At 39.1% G+C, this 17,523-nt stretch carries 17 protein-coding genes; 8 read left to right on the top strand and 9 right to left on the bottom strand.

Features of this window, described 5'->3' with window-relative positions; translation table 11 throughout:
• Nucleotides 1-15: 15 nt before the first annotated feature.
• Nucleotides 16-120, top strand: a complete 105-nt coding sequence (locus CZ225_RS24865; protein ID WP_394334026.1) for a hypothetical protein — start codon at nucleotides 16-18, stop codon at nucleotides 118-120.
• A gap of 562 nt (nucleotides 121-682) precedes the next feature.
• On the opposite strand, the gene CZ225_RS08875 is transcribed toward CZ225_RS24865, so the two are convergent.
• The 6 genes from CZ225_RS08875 to pstC form a co-directional block, all read right to left on the bottom strand.
• Nucleotides 683-1,228: a nitroreductase family protein gene (locus CZ225_RS08875; RefSeq protein WP_077155761.1), complete on the bottom strand. Its 546-nt coding sequence runs from the start codon at nucleotides 1,226-1,228 to the stop codon at nucleotides 683-685.
• 35 nt (nucleotides 1,229-1,263) lie between these two features.
• Nucleotides 1,264-1,866: a riboflavin synthase gene (locus tag CZ225_RS08870; protein WP_077153832.1), complete on the bottom strand. Its 603-nt coding sequence runs from the start codon at nucleotides 1,864-1,866 to the stop codon at nucleotides 1,264-1,266.
• Nucleotides 1,867-2,639: 773 nt separating this feature from the next.
• Entirely contained in the window at nucleotides 2,640-3,329 is a 690-nt protein-coding gene (gene phoU / locus CZ225_RS08865; RefSeq protein ID WP_077153831.1) for a phosphate signaling complex protein PhoU, read from the bottom strand.
• A gap of 48 nt (nucleotides 3,330-3,377) precedes the next feature.
• Nucleotides 3,378-4,136, bottom strand: coding sequence for a phosphate ABC transporter ATP-binding protein PstB (gene pstB, locus CZ225_RS08860; RefSeq protein ID WP_077153830.1), 759 nt, complete (start codon nucleotides 4,134-4,136; stop codon nucleotides 3,378-3,380).
• Nucleotides 4,137-4,145: 9 nt separating this feature from the next.
• Nucleotides 4,146-5,021 (bottom strand): phosphate ABC transporter permease PstA, encoded by an 876-nt coding sequence (pstA, locus tag CZ225_RS08855; protein WP_077153829.1) that lies wholly within the window; start codon nucleotides 5,019-5,021, stop codon nucleotides 4,146-4,148.
• 1 nt (nucleotide 5,022) lies between these two features.
• Nucleotides 5,023-6,219 carry a phosphate ABC transporter permease subunit PstC gene (pstC, locus tag CZ225_RS08850; RefSeq protein ID WP_077153828.1) on the bottom strand — a complete coding sequence of 399 codons (1,197 nt, stop codon included), beginning with the start codon at nucleotides 6,217-6,219 and terminating at the stop codon, nucleotides 5,023-5,025.
• A 175-nt stretch (nucleotides 6,220-6,394) separates the two neighbouring features.
• Between pstC and CZ225_RS08845 the strand changes: the two genes are divergently transcribed.
• The 4 genes from CZ225_RS08845 (at nucleotide 6,395) to CZ225_RS08830 (ending at nucleotide 11,264) form a co-directional block, all read left to right on the top strand.
• Nucleotides 6,395-7,207, top strand: a complete 813-nt coding sequence (locus CZ225_RS08845; protein ID WP_077153827.1) for a PstS family phosphate ABC transporter substrate-binding protein — start codon at nucleotides 6,395-6,397, stop codon at nucleotides 7,205-7,207.
• A 49-nt stretch (nucleotides 7,208-7,256) separates the two neighbouring features.
• Entirely contained in the window at nucleotides 7,257-8,996 is a 1,740-nt protein-coding gene (locus CZ225_RS08840; RefSeq protein WP_077153826.1) for a glutamine--tRNA ligase/YqeY domain fusion protein, read from the top strand.
• A 158-nt stretch (nucleotides 8,997-9,154) separates the two neighbouring features.
• Nucleotides 9,155-10,594 (top strand): tetratricopeptide repeat protein, encoded by a 1,440-nt coding sequence (locus tag CZ225_RS08835; RefSeq protein ID WP_077153825.1) that lies wholly within the window; start codon nucleotides 9,155-9,157, stop codon nucleotides 10,592-10,594.
• Nucleotides 10,595-10,625: 31 nt separating this feature from the next.
• Nucleotides 10,626-11,264: a DedA family protein gene (locus tag CZ225_RS08830; protein WP_077153824.1), complete on the top strand. Its 639-nt coding sequence runs from the start codon at nucleotides 10,626-10,628 to the stop codon at nucleotides 11,262-11,264.
• 70 nt (nucleotides 11,265-11,334) lie between these two features.
• On the opposite strand, the gene CZ225_RS08825 is transcribed toward CZ225_RS08830, so the two are convergent.
• Together CZ225_RS08825 and tpx are read right to left on the bottom strand one after the other, a co-directional pair.
• Nucleotides 11,335-12,219, bottom strand: coding sequence for a DUF3078 domain-containing protein (locus tag CZ225_RS08825; protein ID WP_077153823.1), 885 nt, complete (start codon nucleotides 12,217-12,219; stop codon nucleotides 11,335-11,337).
• A gap of 155 nt (nucleotides 12,220-12,374) precedes the next feature.
• The gene (gene tpx / locus CZ225_RS08820; protein ID WP_077153822.1) at nucleotides 12,375-12,875 is read right to left on the bottom strand and encodes a thiol peroxidase; all 501 of its coding nucleotides are present in this window, start codon (nucleotides 12,873-12,875) and stop codon (nucleotides 12,375-12,377) included.
• A 135-nt stretch (nucleotides 12,876-13,010) separates the two neighbouring features.
• On the opposite strand from tpx, the gene CZ225_RS08815 reads away from it, so the two are divergent.
• On the top strand, nucleotides 13,011-13,580 hold the full coding sequence (locus tag CZ225_RS08815) for an HdeD family acid-resistance protein (protein ID WP_077153821.1): 570 nt from the start codon (nucleotides 13,011-13,013) through the stop codon (nucleotides 13,578-13,580).
• A 125-nt stretch (nucleotides 13,581-13,705) separates the two neighbouring features.
• Here the strand turns inward: CZ225_RS08815 and CZ225_RS08810 are convergent, their stop codons facing one another.
• The gene (locus CZ225_RS08810) at nucleotides 13,706-16,027 is read right to left on the bottom strand and encodes an MFS transporter (protein WP_077153820.1); all 2,322 of its coding nucleotides are present in this window, start codon (nucleotides 16,025-16,027) and stop codon (nucleotides 13,706-13,708) included.
• Between the two features lie 330 nt (nucleotides 16,028-16,357).
• On the opposite strand from CZ225_RS08810, the gene CZ225_RS08805 reads away from it, so the two are divergent.
• Together CZ225_RS08805 and CZ225_RS08800 are read left to right on the top strand one after the other, a co-directional pair.
• Nucleotides 16,358-16,837: a DUF4494 domain-containing protein gene (locus CZ225_RS08805; RefSeq protein ID WP_025075786.1), complete on the top strand. Its 480-nt coding sequence runs from the start codon at nucleotides 16,358-16,360 to the stop codon at nucleotides 16,835-16,837.
• Between the two features lie 6 nt (nucleotides 16,838-16,843).
• On the top strand, nucleotides 16,844-17,518 hold the full coding sequence (locus CZ225_RS08800; protein WP_077153819.1) for a YggS family pyridoxal phosphate-dependent enzyme: 675 nt from the start codon (nucleotides 16,844-16,846) through the stop codon (nucleotides 17,516-17,518).
• The last annotated feature ends 5 nt before the right edge of the window (nucleotides 17,519-17,523 follow it).

Below are 17,523 nucleotides of genomic sequence, written 5' to 3'. Positions count from 1 at the left end.
CATCCTTTACGAGAGATGATAAATGTAATAATGCACCTAACAATGACTGGCTGTCAGTGGCGAATACTTCCAAAAGAGTTCGGATGGGAATTATCGGTAGTCCTTTTCCTTATTCAATAAAGTTACTACATCAACATCCAAAACTTTGGCAATATCCACTAATCTTTCAACATCATTAATTACTTCTTCTCCGGTAGACTATTAATAGTTAAGTTCTTATCCATTAATAGAAAACTTCTTTTCCTTTAATAGAAAAGTTATTCTCCTTTAATAGAAAAGTTATTCTCTATTTGAAACAAACTATAAACGCAAGTTCTGGTTATATAATCAGAACTTGCGTTTATATAACTGGAAGCTTCATTTATATAAACGAAGCTTCCGGTTATAGATTTCTCTCTAATTTAAAAAGTTTGTTATTAAAGGAAAACAAGTTTAGTATTAATACATAGGAATTTATCTATTAATACTCTTGAAGCTAAGTAATATAGTCTAATACAACATACAATGGAACCAATTGAACGGGTGATAGGTGATAGATGGGGTGATAGGTTATTCTTTTAACCTATCACCCCATCAAACCTCGATGGATAAAGCGATACGGAAGATTGGTGATAGGTTGATAGAGAAATTGATGTTTTTTGTTAGGAGGGGCTGAATAGAGAATACGAAACCACAGGTAGGTTTAATATCGGTTATATGAAATCACCTTCTCTTTAGTTTTCCTCATTTTCTTACGCTTCTCCTTCACCGGATAACCAATCGTTATATCCAGCAATAGACGCTTAGACTCCGGAATGCCAGTCAATTGCTTGATCTCCTTTTCATCAAACCATCCAAGGATACATGAGCCTAACCTTTCACTTTCGGCAGCCAAAGATATATGAGCAGCAGCAATCCCAATATCAATTAAGGGAAAATGCTTTCCTTTTACCTTTCCACCAAGCAAAGAAGTAATATTGGCAGATTCTTCCACAACCAAAATATGTACAGGAGCGTCTTTGGCAAACTTATTCATCCCAAGTCCGGCTGCTGCTTTACCAACCTTTTGTGCCAACTCATGATCCGTCACTACAACAAACTTCCATGGCTGGGCATTACAAGCAGAAGGAGCCATGCGGGCGGCTTCCAATATCCGTTCCAACTTCTCCCGCTCTACCGGACGCTCTTTATCATAGGCCCGGTCACTTTGGCGGGAAAGTACCAATTGCAGAAAATCTTTCGATTCCATCATTTATATTAAATCATCTATTTATATTGAACCGTTTATTTATATTGTATCATCCGGCTGATATATTTGCCAATAATATCAAACTCAATATTTACCACACTGCCAACTGTGAATGTATGGAAATTGGTATGTTCATATGTATAAGGAATGATAGCCACCTGGAAAGTGTCATCCGTAGGATTACAAACAGTCAGGCTGACGCCATTCACTGTTACCGAACCTTTATCCACGGTCATATAACCCCGTTTTGCCATATCTTTATCGAAAGCATATTGGAAGGTAAAATACCAGCTACCTTCTGCATCCTTAATATCCACACAAGTAGCAGTCTGATCTACATGACCCTGCACGATATGTCCGTCTAACCGGCCGTTCATCATCATACTGCGTTCCACATTCACCTTATCTCCCACTTTCAGCAAACCAAGATTCGAACGCTCCAAAGTTTCCTTCATAGCAGTCACTGTATAGGTATCGTCTGTCATACTTACCACCGTCAGACATACTCCGTTATGAGAAATACTCTGATCGATCTTTAACTCATTTACAAATGAACACTTAAAAGTAAAGTGTATATTCTCCTGGTCTTTCACCAGTGCTACCAAAGTAGCATATTCTTCAACGATTCCAGAAAACATAATATGAATTTTGAATTTTAAACTATATGCAATTACTGAAGAGACATATCTTCAATCTGCCGTCAAAGATACGAATAAGGAAGGAAGTTGAAAAATATTCTGTTTTTTTTCATATATTGCAACCGTTTACTAATGAAGAAATTCCAGTCATTCGTTCATTTAATTTTTTAAAAAGAAGAAATTAATAGAGTCTTGGTAGGCTTTACTTTAAAAAAGAAAAATATGAGAATCAAAAAAAACGGCAATGGACGTATATCTGCAGGAAAAAGCTATTTGAAAGACTTTTACCAACGATTGCAATAATCCAGGTTTCCAGTCGTATAAAACAAACTTAGGCTTCACTCTCCTCCTTCCTCTATACGAAGGATAACTCCAATTTGAGTTCCAAACTCGTTCTTCAAATCCGTTCTTTCAAGGAAATAAAGCTGTTATAATCCAATGAAGAAAGCCTCTCGGATAATCGTTATACATCATTGGGTAGTTTCAAATAGGCATAAAAAAAATAGGGCTTTTCACAAAGCCCTATTTTTCAGTTTTCAATAGGTATTAGTTTTTTTTTAAGGTAAAAAGATTGTTTTCAGGATAACGTTGCAAATATAGGGGCTTTTACCATTACTCTCCAAATTATAAAACATGTCTTATAACATCTTTTTGAAATTTCTTTGGATTTATTATCATTTATAGCCAAAACCCTGTAACTTGCTTGTTACAGGGGACAAATATATAACTTTTTTCCAAGTAGCACTAATTTTTATTTAAAAAGTCACAGAAACTTATTTAATTGGATAGTTTTCGTCTGATTTTCCACTATGTTTTAACACTTTCGCATCAATAAAGAACACAATTTCTTCGGCAATATTGGTAATATGGTCACCGGAACGTTCCAATTTACGGAATACACCAACGAGATCAAGACAAGAATGTATGTTTTCGGGGTGTTTGCTGATATAGCCAGCCAATATTTCAGTTACGTTCGCGTTAATATCGTCCAATAAGTTGTCTTTGGCAAAGACAGCAGTTGCCAGTTCCAAACTCTCTTCATTCAGAGCACGTTTGGCAAGTTCGAGCATAAATCGTACTTCCGCTAACATCTCTTCCAATCTCAGTTGTTTCAGCAAATCCGGATCCAAAGCAGGCTCTTTGCATCTCAACACAAAGCGGGCAATCCCTTCAGCAAAATCCCCCAAGCGTTCCAGATTCGTATTAATCTTCAGCATTGCCAACACAAAACGCAGATCGATCGCTACCGGATTGTACAACGCAATAATATCCTCCACATCACTATCTATTTTCAACTCAAAAGCATTTACCCGGCGTTCGCGGACAATCACCTGTTGTGCCAGTTCCTTATCGAGTGTAAGTACAGACTCTCCGGCACGATCGAGCTGGTTATAAACCAACGTCCACATTTCATCGATTTCTTTCTTGAGCAGGACCAATTCCGATTCTATAAACTTTACCATAATTCTGTTTTTCTTTAGGTGTATCACTTATTTATATTTATTCTTCTCTCATCCGAAACGCCCTGTGATATAGTTCTGTGTAGCTTCCTTCTCCGGGTTCGTAAAGATACGTTTTGTATCCCCATATTCCACCATTTGTCCCATATAAAAGAAAGCGGTCTTATCACTGATACGTGCTGCCTGTTGCATATTGTGAGTCACGATTACGATGGTATACTCTTTTTTCAGCTCATGAATCAGCTCTTCTACCTTGGCAGTAGAAATAGGATCGAGGGCTGAAGCCGGTTCATCCATCAACAATACCGAAGGTGATACCGCCATGGCACGAGCTATGCAAAGGCGTTGTTGCTGACCGCCGGACAAAGCAAAAGCCGATTCTTTCAACTTATCTTTCACTTCATCCCAAAGTGCTGCTCCTTTCAAGGTTTCTTCCACTCGCTGACGGATAAAAGCATTATCTTTAACCCCATTGACACGAAGCCCGTATGCTACATTCTCAAAAATACTTTTCGGAAAAGGGTTAGGACGCTGAAATACCATTCCTACATTTCTGCGTAGTTCATCTACTTCCACTCCTTTAGAATATATATTCTGTCCATCTATCAAGATTTCCCCCTCCAGTCGGCTACCGGGAATTAAATCATTCATCCGGTTGAAAAGCCGCAGAAAAGTAGACTTTCCACAACCGGAAGGACCAATAAAAGCCACTACCGATTTTTCTTCTATTTCTAGACTAATGCCTTTCAATGCCTGAAAGTCACCATACCAGAAATTCACATCCCGCGTATCTATTTTTATTGTACTCATATCGTTTCGTTAGTTCATTTTTACTCTTTTCTCAAAATATTTTCTCAATGCATTTGCCAGCAGATTGACCAATAAGATGATAACAATCAACACTAAGGCAGTGCCATAAGCCAAAGGTAACTGTGCTTCTATATTTGTTCCACTTGTTGATATCACATACAAATGATAAGGCAATGCCATACATTGATCAAAAATGCTCGTTGGTAAGTGTGGTAAGAAATAGGCAGCGCAAGTGAAAAGAATCGGTGCCGTTTCTCCAGAAACACGTCCCAAGGCTAGAATTAATCCTGTTATAATATTAGGCAAACCCATCGGTAAAATCACATGCCATATAGTCTGTAATTGGGTGGCTCCTAATGCACGACTTCCTTCCCGCATACTGTCAGGTATTGCTTTTAATGCCTCTTCGGTGGTTCGGATCACCAAAGGAACACAAAGCAGTCCCAATGTCAATGAGCCTGCAAGGATACTATCTCCAAAACCCATATAATTGACAAACAATGCCATACCGAATAAACCAAATACAATAGAAGGAATGCCGCTTAAGTTATTTGTCATTACACGTATAAAACGTACCAACTTTCCTTTCGGGGCATATTCATTCATATAAATCCCGCTCATCACACCTACGGGGAAAGCAAATAACGCACTTCCCACCATCAGATAGAACGTACCGACAATGGCTGGCCAAATACCTCCTCCCGTCATTCCGTCGGTAGGAGCCGAAGTGATAAACTCCCAACTGATAACCCCTATACCTTTATATATAATGAAACCGAGAATGGCAAACAAAATAAGAACGATACACAGGCTTAACAAACGGAAAATCCCGAATGCGAACATCTGAGAGCGGCGTTTGGCTCTTTTATTACTTTTTATTTCCATACTACTTGCTACGTTTTACTCCTTTAGAAGAAATACATTCTACACTAAAGTTAATGATTAAAGTGATAAAGAACAATACCACGCCCAACAGGAATAAAGCCTGATAGTGTGGTCCTCCGGCTGGAGCCTCCCCCAACTCGGCTGCAATAGTGGCGGGGATAGTACGAAGAGGTTCAAGAATTGTTGTAGGGATCACCGCAGCATTTCCCGTTACCATCAACACAGCCATTGTCTCACCTATTGCACGCCCAATGCCTAGCACGACTCCTGAAGTGATTCCGGATATGGAATAAGGAATTACAACCTTATAGATAGTCTGCCATTGCGAAGCTCCCAATGCCAAGCTTGCTTCCCTCATCGAACGGGGACAGTTTCGCATTGCATCTTCTGTGACCGTAATAATGGTTGGTAACGCCATAATTGCCAAAACAATACTTCCTGCCAATCCACTCTCTCCTACCGGTAAATCGAATAGTTTCTGAATTAACGGCACAATCACGATCAATCCGAAAAAGCCATAAACAACGGAAGGAATTCCACTCAGAAGTTCTATTATCGGTTTTAGCCAGTTACGCACTCTCGGATTAGCGACCTCCGACATATAGATAGAAACTGAAAGCCCGAAAGGCAAAGCAAACAGAATGGCAAACAAACTTACCCAAAGCGTACCGGTTATCAGAGGAAGAAATCCGAATTGTGCTGCCGGAGTAGCAGTAGGAAACCATTCAGCTCCGGCAAACACATCCTTCAACGAGATTGTATTATCCTCGATAAAGTTCACTTTGCCGGGCTGAGTAATAAAACGTTGCGGAACAAATGCTACAATTCCCGGTGTCTTTTCTACTAGTTCGGTTATCTTCGAACCGGCATATTCATACGCCGGTCCAAGTTCTTCTTCCGGATAATACTGAGTAATATCCTCTAAACGAAAAACGCGGATAGGAAGATTTTCCCCACCGAGTTCTTTCCAATTTGTTATCTCTTCATCGAAAACATCTTTTATTTGAGCAGGACTCAGCACACTTACCTTATTACTCTTGTTGAGAGCCAGCACATACCCTTCTTCGATCACCTTGCTTTTGAAGAGCCCAAAGGCCTCGGTAAACAGAAAGAGTATAATCAGAAGGATTGTAATACTTGTTACAAAGCCACTACAAGTCAAAACACCCTCAATAATTTTATCCAGAATCTTCTTCATACCTTAATGATTTCTGATGCAAAGTAAAAGACTCTTTGTTAAGGAAGTGTGACTAACGTTTGAAGGAAGTGTTTCAAACGTGTTACATTTCCGTTACAACTTTCATTAACAAATATATTGCAATACAAATGTAACATCCGATTGTTTTATTTGCATCAGCAAAAAAACGAATAATATGAAATCAAAAGGAATCTTAGTAATTGTTCTTGCTTTTTTATCGCTCACTGCCAATGCACAACGCATCAAAGGAAGTGATACAGTTCTCCCCATTGCCCAGCAAACAGCTGAGCAGTTTATGAAACAACACCCTGACGGCCGCGTAACTGTTACCGGAGGAGGTACAGGAGTCGGAATTTCTGCTTTGATGGATAACACTACCGATATTGCGATGGCTTCGCGTCCCATTAAATTCAGTGAGAAAATGAAAATCAAGGAAGCTGGTGAAGAAGTAGAAGAAGTGATCGTTGCCTACGATGCTCTTGCAGTGGTGGTCCATCCTTCGAATCCTGTCAAACAACTGACACGGAAACAACTGGAAGACATCTTCCGCGGAAAAATCACTAATTGGAAACAAGTAGGTGGAGAAGATCAGAAAATCGTAGTTTATTCCCGAGAAACATCCTCCGGAACTTATGAATTTTTCAAAGAAAGTGTTCTCAAAAATAAGAATTACATGGCGGGAAGCCTCTCAATGCCGGCAACCGGAGCCATCATCCAATCTGTTAGCCAGACTAAAGGAGCTATCGGCTATGTGGGGTTGGCATACGTATCTCCACGTATCAAAACTCTATCCGTCTCTTACAATGATACTCACTATGCCACTCCGTCAGTAGAAAATGCTACAAACAAATCTTACCCCATTGTTCGTCCTCTCTATTATTACTACAATGTGAAAAATAAAAATCAAGTTGACCCTCTACTTCAGTTCATTTTGTCACCCCAAGGACAAGACATTATAAAAAAGAACGGTTATATCCCTGTTAAATGAAAAAAATATCCTACTTTTGTAGCCTAATAGACAGTTTATATTTACCGTTATGACAGATATTAAAAACGAAGAAGCAGGTGAAAAGAAAAGCCTGAACTTCATTGAACAGGGAGTAGAAAAGGATTTGAGAGAAGGTAAAAATGGTGGGAAAGTACAGACTCGCTTCCCGCCGGAACCAAACGGATACCTTCATATCGGTCATGCAAAAGCTATTTGCCTTGATTTCGGCATCGCTGAAAAACATGGCGGTGTATGTAATCTTCGTTTCGACGACACAAACCCTACCAAAGAGGATGTAGAATATGTAGAAGCCATCAAAGAAGATATTCAATGGCTAGGCTACCAATGGGGAAACGAATATTATGCTTCCGACTATTTCCAACAATTATGGGACTTTGCCATCCGCCTCATCCAGGAGGGAAAAGCATATATTGACGAACAATCTGCTGAACAGATTGCCCAACAAAAAGGTACTCCTACACAAGCTGGTGTAGAAAGCCCTTACCGTAACCGTCCGATAGAAGAAAGCCTCGAGCTCTTCAAAAAGATGAATACCGGTGAAATAGAAGAAGGTGCCATGGTACTCCGCGCTAAAATAGACATGGCGAATCCGAATATGCACTTCCGCGACCCGATTATCTATCGTGTCGTAAAACATCCGCATCACCGTACCGGTACTACCTGGAAAGCATACCCGATGTATGACTTCGCACATGGACAAAGTGACTTCTTCGAGGGAGTTACTCACTCATTATGTACACTCGAATTCGTCGTGCACCGCCCGCTTTACGATCTCTTCATCGACTGGTTGAAAGAGGGAAAAGACCTGAACGATAACCGTCCCCGTCAGACTGAGTTCAACAAACTGAACCTCAGCTACACGTTGATGAGTAAACGCAATTTGCTGACTTTGGTCAAAGAAGGTTTGGTTAGTGCTTGGGATGATCCTCGTATGCCGACTATCTGCGGTTTCCGCCGTCGTGGTTATTCTCCGGAATCTATCCACAAATTTATTGATAAAATCGGTTATACCACATACGATGCATTAAATGATATTGCATTGCTCGAAAGTTCAGTACGTGAAGATTTAAACAGTCGTGCCATTCGGGTGTCCGCTGTTTTGAATCCGGTGAAACTCGTTATCACCAATTATCCGGAAGGACAAGTAGAACATCTGGAAGCTATCAATAATCCGGAAGATCCGGAATCAGGAAGCCACACGATTGAGTTCAGCCGTGAACTGTGGATGGAACGTGAAGATTTCATGGAAGATGCTCCCAAAAAGTATTTCCGTATGACTCCGGGGCAGGAAGTGCGCCTTAAAAATGCTTATATTGTAAAATGTACCGGATGTAAGAAAGACGAGAATGGGGTCGTTACTGAAGTATATTGTGAATATGATCCGAACACTCGTAGCGGTATGCCCGATGCAAACCGTAAAGTGAAAGGTACACTTCATTGGGTCAGTTGCAATCACTGCCTGACAGCCGAGGTACGTCTGTACGATCGTCTTTGGAAAGTAGAGAATCCTCGTGATGAACTGGCTGCTATCCGCGAAGCCAAAAACTGTGACGCACTGGAAGCAATGAAGGAAATTATCAATCCAGATTCACTGAAAGTGTTGCCTAACTGCTATATCGAGAAATTTGCAGCTACCTTACCAGCTCTTTCATATTTGCAGTTCCAACGTATCGGTTATTTCAATGTGGATAAAGATTCAACTCCAGAGAAACTGATATTCAACCGTACAGTTGGCTTGAAAGATACTTGGGGTAAGATTAATAAATAATTAAGCCTTTATAGGCTCATCTCAGATATGGAATATGTCACTAAGTGATATTATACCATTATCAGATGCCGATTACACGGATTACATGGATAATTTAATAAAAATATCCGAGTCTTCCGTGTTATCCGCTTCTGGGAAATTAAATTAAAAAAATTAGAATGGGGAGAAAAAATTCACCGTCCGATGGTCAGGAGTTAAACAAACTGATCGAACAATATGAAATGGCAAAAGCCGAAAACCACCAAATTTATTTGGACGGAGACCAATTCGCCGATATTGCCGACCGGTATGCATCTGAACGAAGATTCAAAGAAGCACAGGAAGTCATCAATTACGGTCTTTACCTGCATCCTGAAAATACAGATATCTTGATAAAGCAAGCTTATCTATATCTGGATACGCAAAGGATACATAAAGCGAAAGAAGTTGCCAACAGTATCACCGAAGAATACAGCACAGAAGTGAAAATGCTGAAAGCGGAATTATTGCTTAGTGAAGATCAGTTGGAAGCCGCTCAATATATAATAAATACGATAGAGGAAGCCGATGAATTGGAAACAATAATCAATATCGTCTATCTTTATCTGGATATGGGCTATCCCGAATGCGCCAAAGAATGGTTGGATAATGGGAAAAAGACGTATGGAACTGATGAAGACTTTATCGCAGTAACTGCCGATTACCTTGCAATAACCAACCAGACCGAGGCTGCCATCCTCCAATACAATCAATTGATTGACGCTGATCCCTACAATGCCTCTTATTGGGTGGGACTGGCTAAATGCTATTTTGTCTTAGAAAATAGTGAAAAAGTAATTGAAGCCTGTGACTTCGCACTGGCTGCTAATGAGAAATTCGGAGAAGCCTATGCGTATCGTGCTCATAGCTACTTCTGCCTGAACAACTGCGATGCAGCAATTGCCGACTATCAAAAGGCGATCGAATATAAGGCTATTGCTCCTGAAGTAGGAAACATGTTCATTGGAATGGCGTATACCAACAAAGAAGATTGGTCAAAGGCTGATCAATGCTATCTTGAAGTGATCCGGCTTTTTAAAGAAAAAGGAGACGACAATTCTCCATTGTTGGTAGATACTTATACTAACGCTGCTCTAGCTACCTTTGAATTGGGTAACCATGAAGAGGCACATGAGATGTGTGCAAGAGCAAGAAAGATCAATCCCAACGAACCAATAGTCGATTTCACTGAGGGAAAAATCTATCTGAAAGAAGGAAAGGATGAAGAAGCCTTTAATGCCTTCAAAGTGGCATTGAACAACGATTCCAACGCAGAAATGTGGTTTCTGATTGCTACTGCCTATTCAGATGAAGAGATGTTGTCTCAAGCAAAGATTTGCTATGAAGAAGCGTATAAGATAGATCCTAAGTATGAAAATGTTGCAGGAAGACTAGCTGCTCTAGCCTTGATAGAAGGTAGAGTCGATGATTTTTTCCGTTACAATAATGAAACGACCCATCCGATCAATGAGGATATGATTTCAGAGTTGTTGTCCCAACCTTTTGATCGCACTAAAAAAGGAGAACAGATACTTAAAGAAGTACGGGAACGCATGAAGAAAGAAAAAGGAAATAAATAATTCAAATCACCCCAAACAATTAGTAAAACGCATGGAATCAGTAGCTTTTATCCAATGGTGCCTGGATCACCTCAATTATTGGACCATCACTTTATTAATGACCATCGAAAGCTCTTTTATCCCTTTTCCCTCTGAAGTGGTCATTCCCCCCGCTGCATACAAAGCAGCTGTCAATGAAGAACTCAATATTTATCTGGTAGTTTTATTTGCTACTATCGGAGCCAATATCGGAGCATTAATCAATTACTTTCTGGCTAAATGGTTGGGACGTCCTATCATTTACAAATTCGCAAACAGCCGCATCGGACATATGTGCCTGATCGATGAAGCTAAGGTTCATCACGCTGAAGTATATTTTGACCAACATGGTGCTTTATCTACTTTCATCGGACGTTTAATTCCGGCAGTACGCCAATTGATCTCCATCCCGGCTGGCCTGGCAAAGATGAAATTATCCACCTTCCTGATTTATACAACATTAGGAGCCGGATTATGGAATACGATTCTGGCAATTATCGGATACTATCTTTCTACGGTACCGGGCATTGAAAGCGAAGAACAACTGATTGCTAAAGTTACGGTATACAGCCACGAAATCGGTTATTGCTTTATCGCGATCGGAGTATTTGTCGTAGGATTCCTGGCTTACAAAGCATTGAAGAAAAAATAAAAGAAAGGTGTCAAAAGCTGTATAACAACATTTATACACTTCTGACACCTCTTTTCATAAACAAATCAAGTTAGAAATTAAACTGAACTCCCACGCCTAATATTTCCTTAAACTGGACTCTTGATCCTTTACTACCGTCTTTCTGTACAATTTTCACGTCATCATCATACATCAGATTAGTGGTCAATGTGGTTGAGAACCATTTATTAATAATCATATTCACCTGTACTTCCCAATTCACATCTATATTCAAAGGCTTATGCAAATAATCCGAATATAGTTCCAGACGTGAATATACTGTCATGTTTTTCAGAAACTCATAGTTTACCTCCCCTTTCAGGTTAGCACCAAAACTCGAAAGCAGATGTTTACCGGGATCGACTCCATATGCTCCTTCATCGGACAAACGATCATTCAGCACAAATGTTCCACGCCATGCGGCAGGAGACAATACAACAGTGAATATCTTACCCGGATCATAAGTGAAACCAAGACCGGTAGTCAGATAAGCAGGAGACATAAATTCAGAGATAGCTACGTCTTTATTTACTTTATAATCATATCCGGGTGAAAATTGAGTTTGAAAAGTAGCAAATGCACTGGCATACCAGTTTTTAGCTATCGAATATCCATAATTCGTATTCAAGTAGATTTTATCATTTGCCTTTCTCATACCGTCCTCTCCGGTTTTATTCAATCCGTAAGACAGTTCGATACGGTTATTCCACAAATGTTTTCCTTTCTTATAATTAGCCTGATAAGCACCTTGTAGGTCGAAAGCAATGGAATTGTCGCCTCCGGCCGCCCAGTTTGTAAGGCTCACCTGTGTCATCTTCAATCCGGCAAATCCTTCTTTTGTCCAAGGAGAGATATTTGTTGTATCAGCCGTTTGAGCCGATAAGGATCCAGCACCCAAGCATACAAGAGCGATGAAAAAAGATTGCATTTTATTCATATAATATATAGTTGAGGTTTAGTATGAAAACACACGACCTAATAAGAGCCGTTGAATTTGCCAAAGGCAAAATCGATATACAAGTTCTTATTAGGTCAAAAATTTTAAGATCTATTGATTGTTCTTGTTGAAGAACAAATAAGAAATGAAGTTATTTATTTCACAGCAGCTAACGCTTTATCATAATCGGGTTCCTGGGTAATTTCCGGAACCAACTCCGTATAAGCTACCTTTCCATCTTTTCCTATCACGACTACTGCACGTGCCAGCAATCCAGCTAATGGACCATCTGCCATACGTACACCATAACTCTCATCAAAATCAGAAAAACGGAAATCCGACAATGGAATCACGTTTTCAATCCCTTCTGTTGTACAGAAACGTCCATGTGCAAAAGGAAGATCCTTAGAAATAGCCAGCACGACTGTATCTTTCAAACCCGCAGCCAATTTGTTGAATTTGCGAACTGACGTAGCACAAACACCTGTATCCAGACTCGGGAAAATATTTAGAATCACATTTTTACCATTTAGGTCTTTCAGCGAGAAAGAAGATAAATCTGTTTTCACCAGCTCAAAATCAGGAGCTACTTTACCAACCTGTATAAATTCACCGATCAGTTTCACCGGTTGTCCTTTGAATTTTGTTGTTGCCATAATGCATCTATATTTTTGAATTACTTTATTATTACAACAATCGAAAGTCTAAATATGTTCAATAGTAAACCTTTTCTAAAATCAATTTGTTATTCATCCACAAATCATCAAGTATTTATCTAAAATAAAAAATGTATGGAAACAGTATTCAATGAGATTAAAGATTCAGTGAAAAATTGGTGGACCTCTCTCCTATTAGGGATCGTGTATATCATCGTGGCCATAAGCCTTATGTTCTCACCTCTTAGCAGCTACATGGCTCTTAGTATTATTTTTAGCATCTCCATGCTAATCAGCGGTATTCTGGAAGTCATTTTTGCTCTTAGCAATCGGCAGAGAGTTCCGAGCTGGGGATGGTATATTGTCGGAGGTATCATAGACTTCATCTTAGGTGTTTACCTGATTGCCTATCCAATGGTAAGCATGGAAGTTATCCCAATTATCATTGCTTTCTGGCTTATGTTCCGGGGGTTCTCTTCAACCGGATACTCCATTGATCTAAAACGTTATGGCACCCGGGATTGGGGATGGTATATGGCATTCGGTATTCTTGCCATCATCTGTTCTTTATTAATTTTATGGCAACCCGCTATCGGAGCTTTGTATGCAGTTTATATGATTTCTTTCACCTTCCTCATCATCGGACTTTTCCGCGTCATGCTTTCGTTCGAACTGAGAAGGATACATAAAAGAAAACAACTCTAACCTAATCCTATCTCTCATTTGTAGCCGGAAGTATTCAGTGAATATTTCCGGCTACTTAGTTTATTTTCAGAAATCCGTTGTATATCTGCAATACTCCATCCATCTAATAACCATGAAAAGAAGAATCATTTATCTTTTTTGAGCCTAAAGGTTGTTTCAACTACCTTGTAATCATATTCTTTATAATTACCAAGATTCAAACCATCCATTTCATCCCATGCCACCAGGCAATGATGTTTCTGAGCTATGATATAGGCAGAAGTTGTATCTTCATTTCTGGTGTATCCCATCATCTCGTGAGAAGCATTCCAACGGAGATGTTCACATTTTGCAAGGTTCTTCATCATTTCATTCAGATGTGGGTCGGCATCAGGATAATTAATACCTGTATCTGTCACTACTTTACCAGAGAAACATTCACAAATATGGTTTAACTCATCTAAACCAGCATCATACATTCCTGCTAGCCGGAGTTTAGTAGCCACATGATAGACATTCGCCATATCCTGAGATTCCTGTCGCTTTATATCTTGAATAACAAAATGCCTGATAGTCGGTTTGGCTTTAGGATTATTCTTACTTCTATATTTTTCTATGGTTGTATTTACATTATGCCTGTCATTCCAGAGTTTCGAATATTCAGGACTTTCCATGTCGGCCACCATTTTATCTTCATAAACATTCAAAAATCCCATTGCATCCTTTTTAACTCTGTCGTTCACTACCATATCATAAGTGAACACTTCTTTTGTAGTTCCAAAAATTATAATTTCCCCAAGACTCTCCCGGTTACTTTGATTATAATAGTTCGCAATATCCTTCAATTGAATGTTTTTCTCGGAGTTATAAGAGCTTCTGACAAAAATTTTAAAATATTCTAAGTGATTCTCCCTGTATCGACAAGCAAATTCATACAAGTTTATGGCCAATGATATACTCTTCTGGTCGTCTCCAATAGCAATTACTACATAATTAAGTTGATTTATAACTTCACGTAGTTTATCCCAGAACTGTGGTGTCTGGTTCGAACACTGAATAAGTTCTACTTCATTATTACCAACCAGTGCGGGAGCTTTCATATAAAAGTCACCTCGCAAAGCATCCATATTCTGGTCTATGGCATAACATTTAAATGCACTTTTTTGTCCATCTTCTCCCACCAAAGCCCCAAACTCATAAAGGAATTTCAGTGTATCTTGCCCTGTTTCCCCAAAGCCAACGATTAAAGCAGTGAAAGGTGACTGAACAACAGCACGACTGGTATCCTTCTTCACAAAATTTACCGGATGATAAGCCGGATTCATTTTCAATGATAGTACCGATAGATAAGAAGAGTCTATTATACGTACAGTGATGTTGGATGTTTCATTTCCGTCCAATGCCATATTCTCAAGAATAATGTTTTGGTTATCACGTCTGGCATGACAATAAATGTTTATAGGTTTGTTTTGTAAACTGGCATCACCTTTAGAGGCCGCCAATCGCATTATTAAAGTTGATTTAATATTATCATCTTCATTATCAGACAAGAAAAATATTTTTGCGGAATTAACTTTCTTCAGCAGTCTGCCAAGGACTTTTAATCCAACTTGCTTAAAGAGAGTCCATTCCTTAGACGTTTCTTCCGTAGCTACATCGTCTGCCGAAAGATTTTTATTACTATAGATCGCCAACGCATTCAGATCTTCACATTTATCCAACTTGCTTTTTCCATGAGAACTTCCGCTAAAGAAATGGCTGAATGTAAATCTTTGATGACTGCCACTTTCTTCCGAAGGCAGAGCGACAAATATAATTTTATAGTTCTCTATCTTATTATGTTTTTCTTTCTTCAATTTTTCTCTTTTGGCTCCTTCTACCTCAATGATATCCCTGGCCAAAGTAAATGAAATGTCATTAAATCCCCAGAATATATAAAGATTCAGTTTTTTACCGAAGATTGTCCGGACCCAGAGTATAATCATTCGAATCCATGAGATTAAACGGAAACCTAATAGTTGAACGACAAATATAGCACTCACTAACACCGCCAAGAAATGAACTAAAGAGAAAGCAGACATATAGATTGGGCAATGATGCCATACTTCATCGACCTCAATCAGATCAGAGTGTGAAATGAACATCTCTAATGAAGACAAGACAGAACGGAATCCCAAAGCAATAAAATTCCATTCGGAACCGGAATTTTCTTCATTATATCCTATTCCGTAGAGGATTACCCCCAAAAGAAATATAGCCAGAGCGATGTATTTTAAATGATTGATTACAAAACGCCGGGAAGTTTTAAAGCTAAATATGACCGCCAATATAGCCAGCAATGCTATAAACATTGCAAGTGAATAATAACCATCATGTAATAAATCCGTTAATAAACCATTGTTCTCTACGTCAGCCTCTACTGTTTTCGAAACTTCTGCCACACATCCACTAATTACATTTTCCAACATAACAACAAACTATTAGTGATTATTTATTTTTATCGCGAAACTTCTGTGTCTCTTAATTGAGAGATTCCATTTCAGCAAAATTAGTGATAGCTTAGCACATACAGATATTTTTATTCATTTATTTGCATGAAAATGTTGAGAAACATAGAACTTTACTTAAATGCCATTTCCTTTATTACGATATTGATCACTTGAATCCACACTGCCCACACAATTTAGTCATCGTCAAAATCGCTCGTTTATTTTTTATTCCTCTCTAATTTTCGGTTTTATTTCATATATTTGTAGCCAATTTACATCAATCAATTAATTAAAAAAAGAAGAAAGATTATGGCAATGCATACATGGTTCGAATGTAAAATTCGTTATGAAAAAGTAATGGAGAATGGAATGCAAAAGAAAGTAACCGAACCTTATCTTGTTGATGCTCTTAGTTTTACGGAAGCAGAAGCACGTATTATTGAAGAGATGACACCGTTTATATCAGGAGAGTTCACAGTTTCGGATATCAAACGTGCCAACTATAGCGAATTGTTTTCCAGTGATGAAGAAAGTGCTGACCGTTGGTTCAAGTGCAAACTCATCTTTATCACTCTTGACGAGAAAAGCGGTGCAGAGAAAAAGACTTCTACACAAGTACTGGTACAGGCTGCCGACTTACGTGATGCAGTTAAGAAGCTGGATGAAGGCATGAAAGGCACAATGGCAGATTATCAAATCGGTTCAGTAGCCGAAACTGCTATTATGGATGTATATCCTTATAGCTCCGAACCTAATGATAAACCGGAATTTGATCCTAATAAAGCATAAGTAATCATGAGTATTGCTGACAATTTAAAGCAAGTACTAACCGAACTTCCTCAAGGAGTCCGGTTAGTTGCTGTCTCAAAATTCCATCCCAATGAAGCGATAGAAGAAGCATATCAGGCGGGACAGCGTATTTTTGGAGAAAGCAAAGTGCAGGAAATGACAGCGAAATACGAAAGTTTGCCCAAAGACATCGAGTGGCATTTCATTGGACATTTGCAAACGAACAAAATCAAATACATGATACCATACGTAGCGATGATACATGGGATTGATACTTATAAACTATTGGAGGAAGTAAACAAACAGGCCGCCAAAGCGGGCCGCATAGTGAACTGCCTTTTACAAATCCACGTTGCCCAAGAAGAAAACAAGTTCGGATTTAGTCCAGAAGAATGCAAAGAGATGTTAGCTGCAGGAGCATGGAAGGAACTCTCCCATATACGTCTCTGCGGGCTTATGGGAATGGCTAGCAATACGGATAATACTGAACAAATTGACAGTGAATTCCGTTTACTTGATAGACTCTTTCAGGAAATAAAGACAACTTGTTTTGCCGATTCAACCTATTTTCGTGAGCTCTCGATGGGTATGTCACATGATTATCACCAAGCGATTGCCGCAGGAAGTACGATGGTACGTGTAGGAAGCAAAATATTTGGAGAAAGAAATTACAATAATTAATCAAT

Source organism: Bacteroides bouchesdurhonensis, from assembly GCF_900155865.1.
GTDB classification, from domain to species: Bacteria; Bacteroidota; Bacteroidia; order Bacteroidales; family Bacteroidaceae; genus Bacteroides; species Bacteroides bouchesdurhonensis.
Note: the sequence above shows the minus strand (reverse complement) of the source record. Positions and strands in the feature narration are given on the sequence as shown.

What these genes read in the sequence shown, in the direction of transcription:
- CZ225_RS24865 (WP_394334026.1), top strand. Translation starts at nt 16, where the DNA reads ATGATAAATGTAATAATGCACCTAACAATGACTGGCTGTCAGTGGCGA.
- CZ225_RS08875 (WP_077155761.1), bottom strand. Translation starts at nt 1,228, where the DNA reads ATGGAATCGAAAGATTTTCTGCAATTGGTACTTTCCCGCCAAAGTGAC.
- CZ225_RS08870 (WP_077153832.1), bottom strand. Translation starts at nt 1,866, where the DNA reads ATGTTTTCTGGAATCGTTGAAGAATATGCTACTTTGGTAGCACTGGTG.
- phoU (WP_077153831.1), bottom strand. Translation starts at nt 3,329, where the DNA reads ATGGTAAAGTTTATAGAATCGGAATTGGTCCTGCTCAAGAAAGAAATC.
- pstB (WP_077153830.1), bottom strand. Translation starts at nt 4,136, where the DNA reads ATGAGTACAATAAAAATAGATACGCGGGATGTGAATTTCTGGTATGGT.
- pstA (WP_077153829.1), bottom strand. Translation starts at nt 5,021, where the DNA reads ATGGAAATAAAAAGTAATAAAAGAGCCAAACGCCGCTCTCAGATGTTC.
- pstC (WP_077153828.1), bottom strand. Translation starts at nt 6,219, where the DNA reads ATGAAGAAGATTCTGGATAAAATTATTGAGGGTGTTTTGACTTGTAGT.
- CZ225_RS08845 (WP_077153827.1), top strand. Translation starts at nt 6,395, where the DNA reads ATGAAATCAAAAGGAATCTTAGTAATTGTTCTTGCTTTTTTATCGCTC.
- CZ225_RS08840 (WP_077153826.1), top strand. Translation starts at nt 7,257, where the DNA reads ATGACAGATATTAAAAACGAAGAAGCAGGTGAAAAGAAAAGCCTGAAC.
- CZ225_RS08835 (WP_077153825.1), top strand. Translation starts at nt 9,155, where the DNA reads ATGGGGAGAAAAAATTCACCGTCCGATGGTCAGGAGTTAAACAAACTG.
- CZ225_RS08830 (WP_077153824.1), top strand. Translation starts at nt 10,626, where the DNA reads ATGGAATCAGTAGCTTTTATCCAATGGTGCCTGGATCACCTCAATTAT.
- CZ225_RS08825 (WP_077153823.1), bottom strand. Translation starts at nt 12,219, where the DNA reads ATGAATAAAATGCAATCTTTTTTCATCGCTCTTGTATGCTTGGGTGCT.
- tpx (WP_077153822.1), bottom strand. Translation starts at nt 12,875, where the DNA reads ATGGCAACAACAAAATTCAAAGGACAACCGGTGAAACTGATCGGTGAA.
- CZ225_RS08815 (WP_077153821.1), top strand. Translation starts at nt 13,011, where the DNA reads ATGGAAACAGTATTCAATGAGATTAAAGATTCAGTGAAAAATTGGTGG.
- CZ225_RS08810 (WP_077153820.1), bottom strand. Translation starts at nt 16,027, where the DNA reads ATGTTGGAAAATGTAATTAGTGGATGTGTGGCAGAAGTTTCGAAAACA.
- CZ225_RS08805 (WP_025075786.1), top strand. Translation starts at nt 16,358, where the DNA reads ATGGCAATGCATACATGGTTCGAATGTAAAATTCGTTATGAAAAAGTA.
- CZ225_RS08800 (WP_077153819.1), top strand. Translation starts at nt 16,844, where the DNA reads ATGAGTATTGCTGACAATTTAAAGCAAGTACTAACCGAACTTCCTCAA.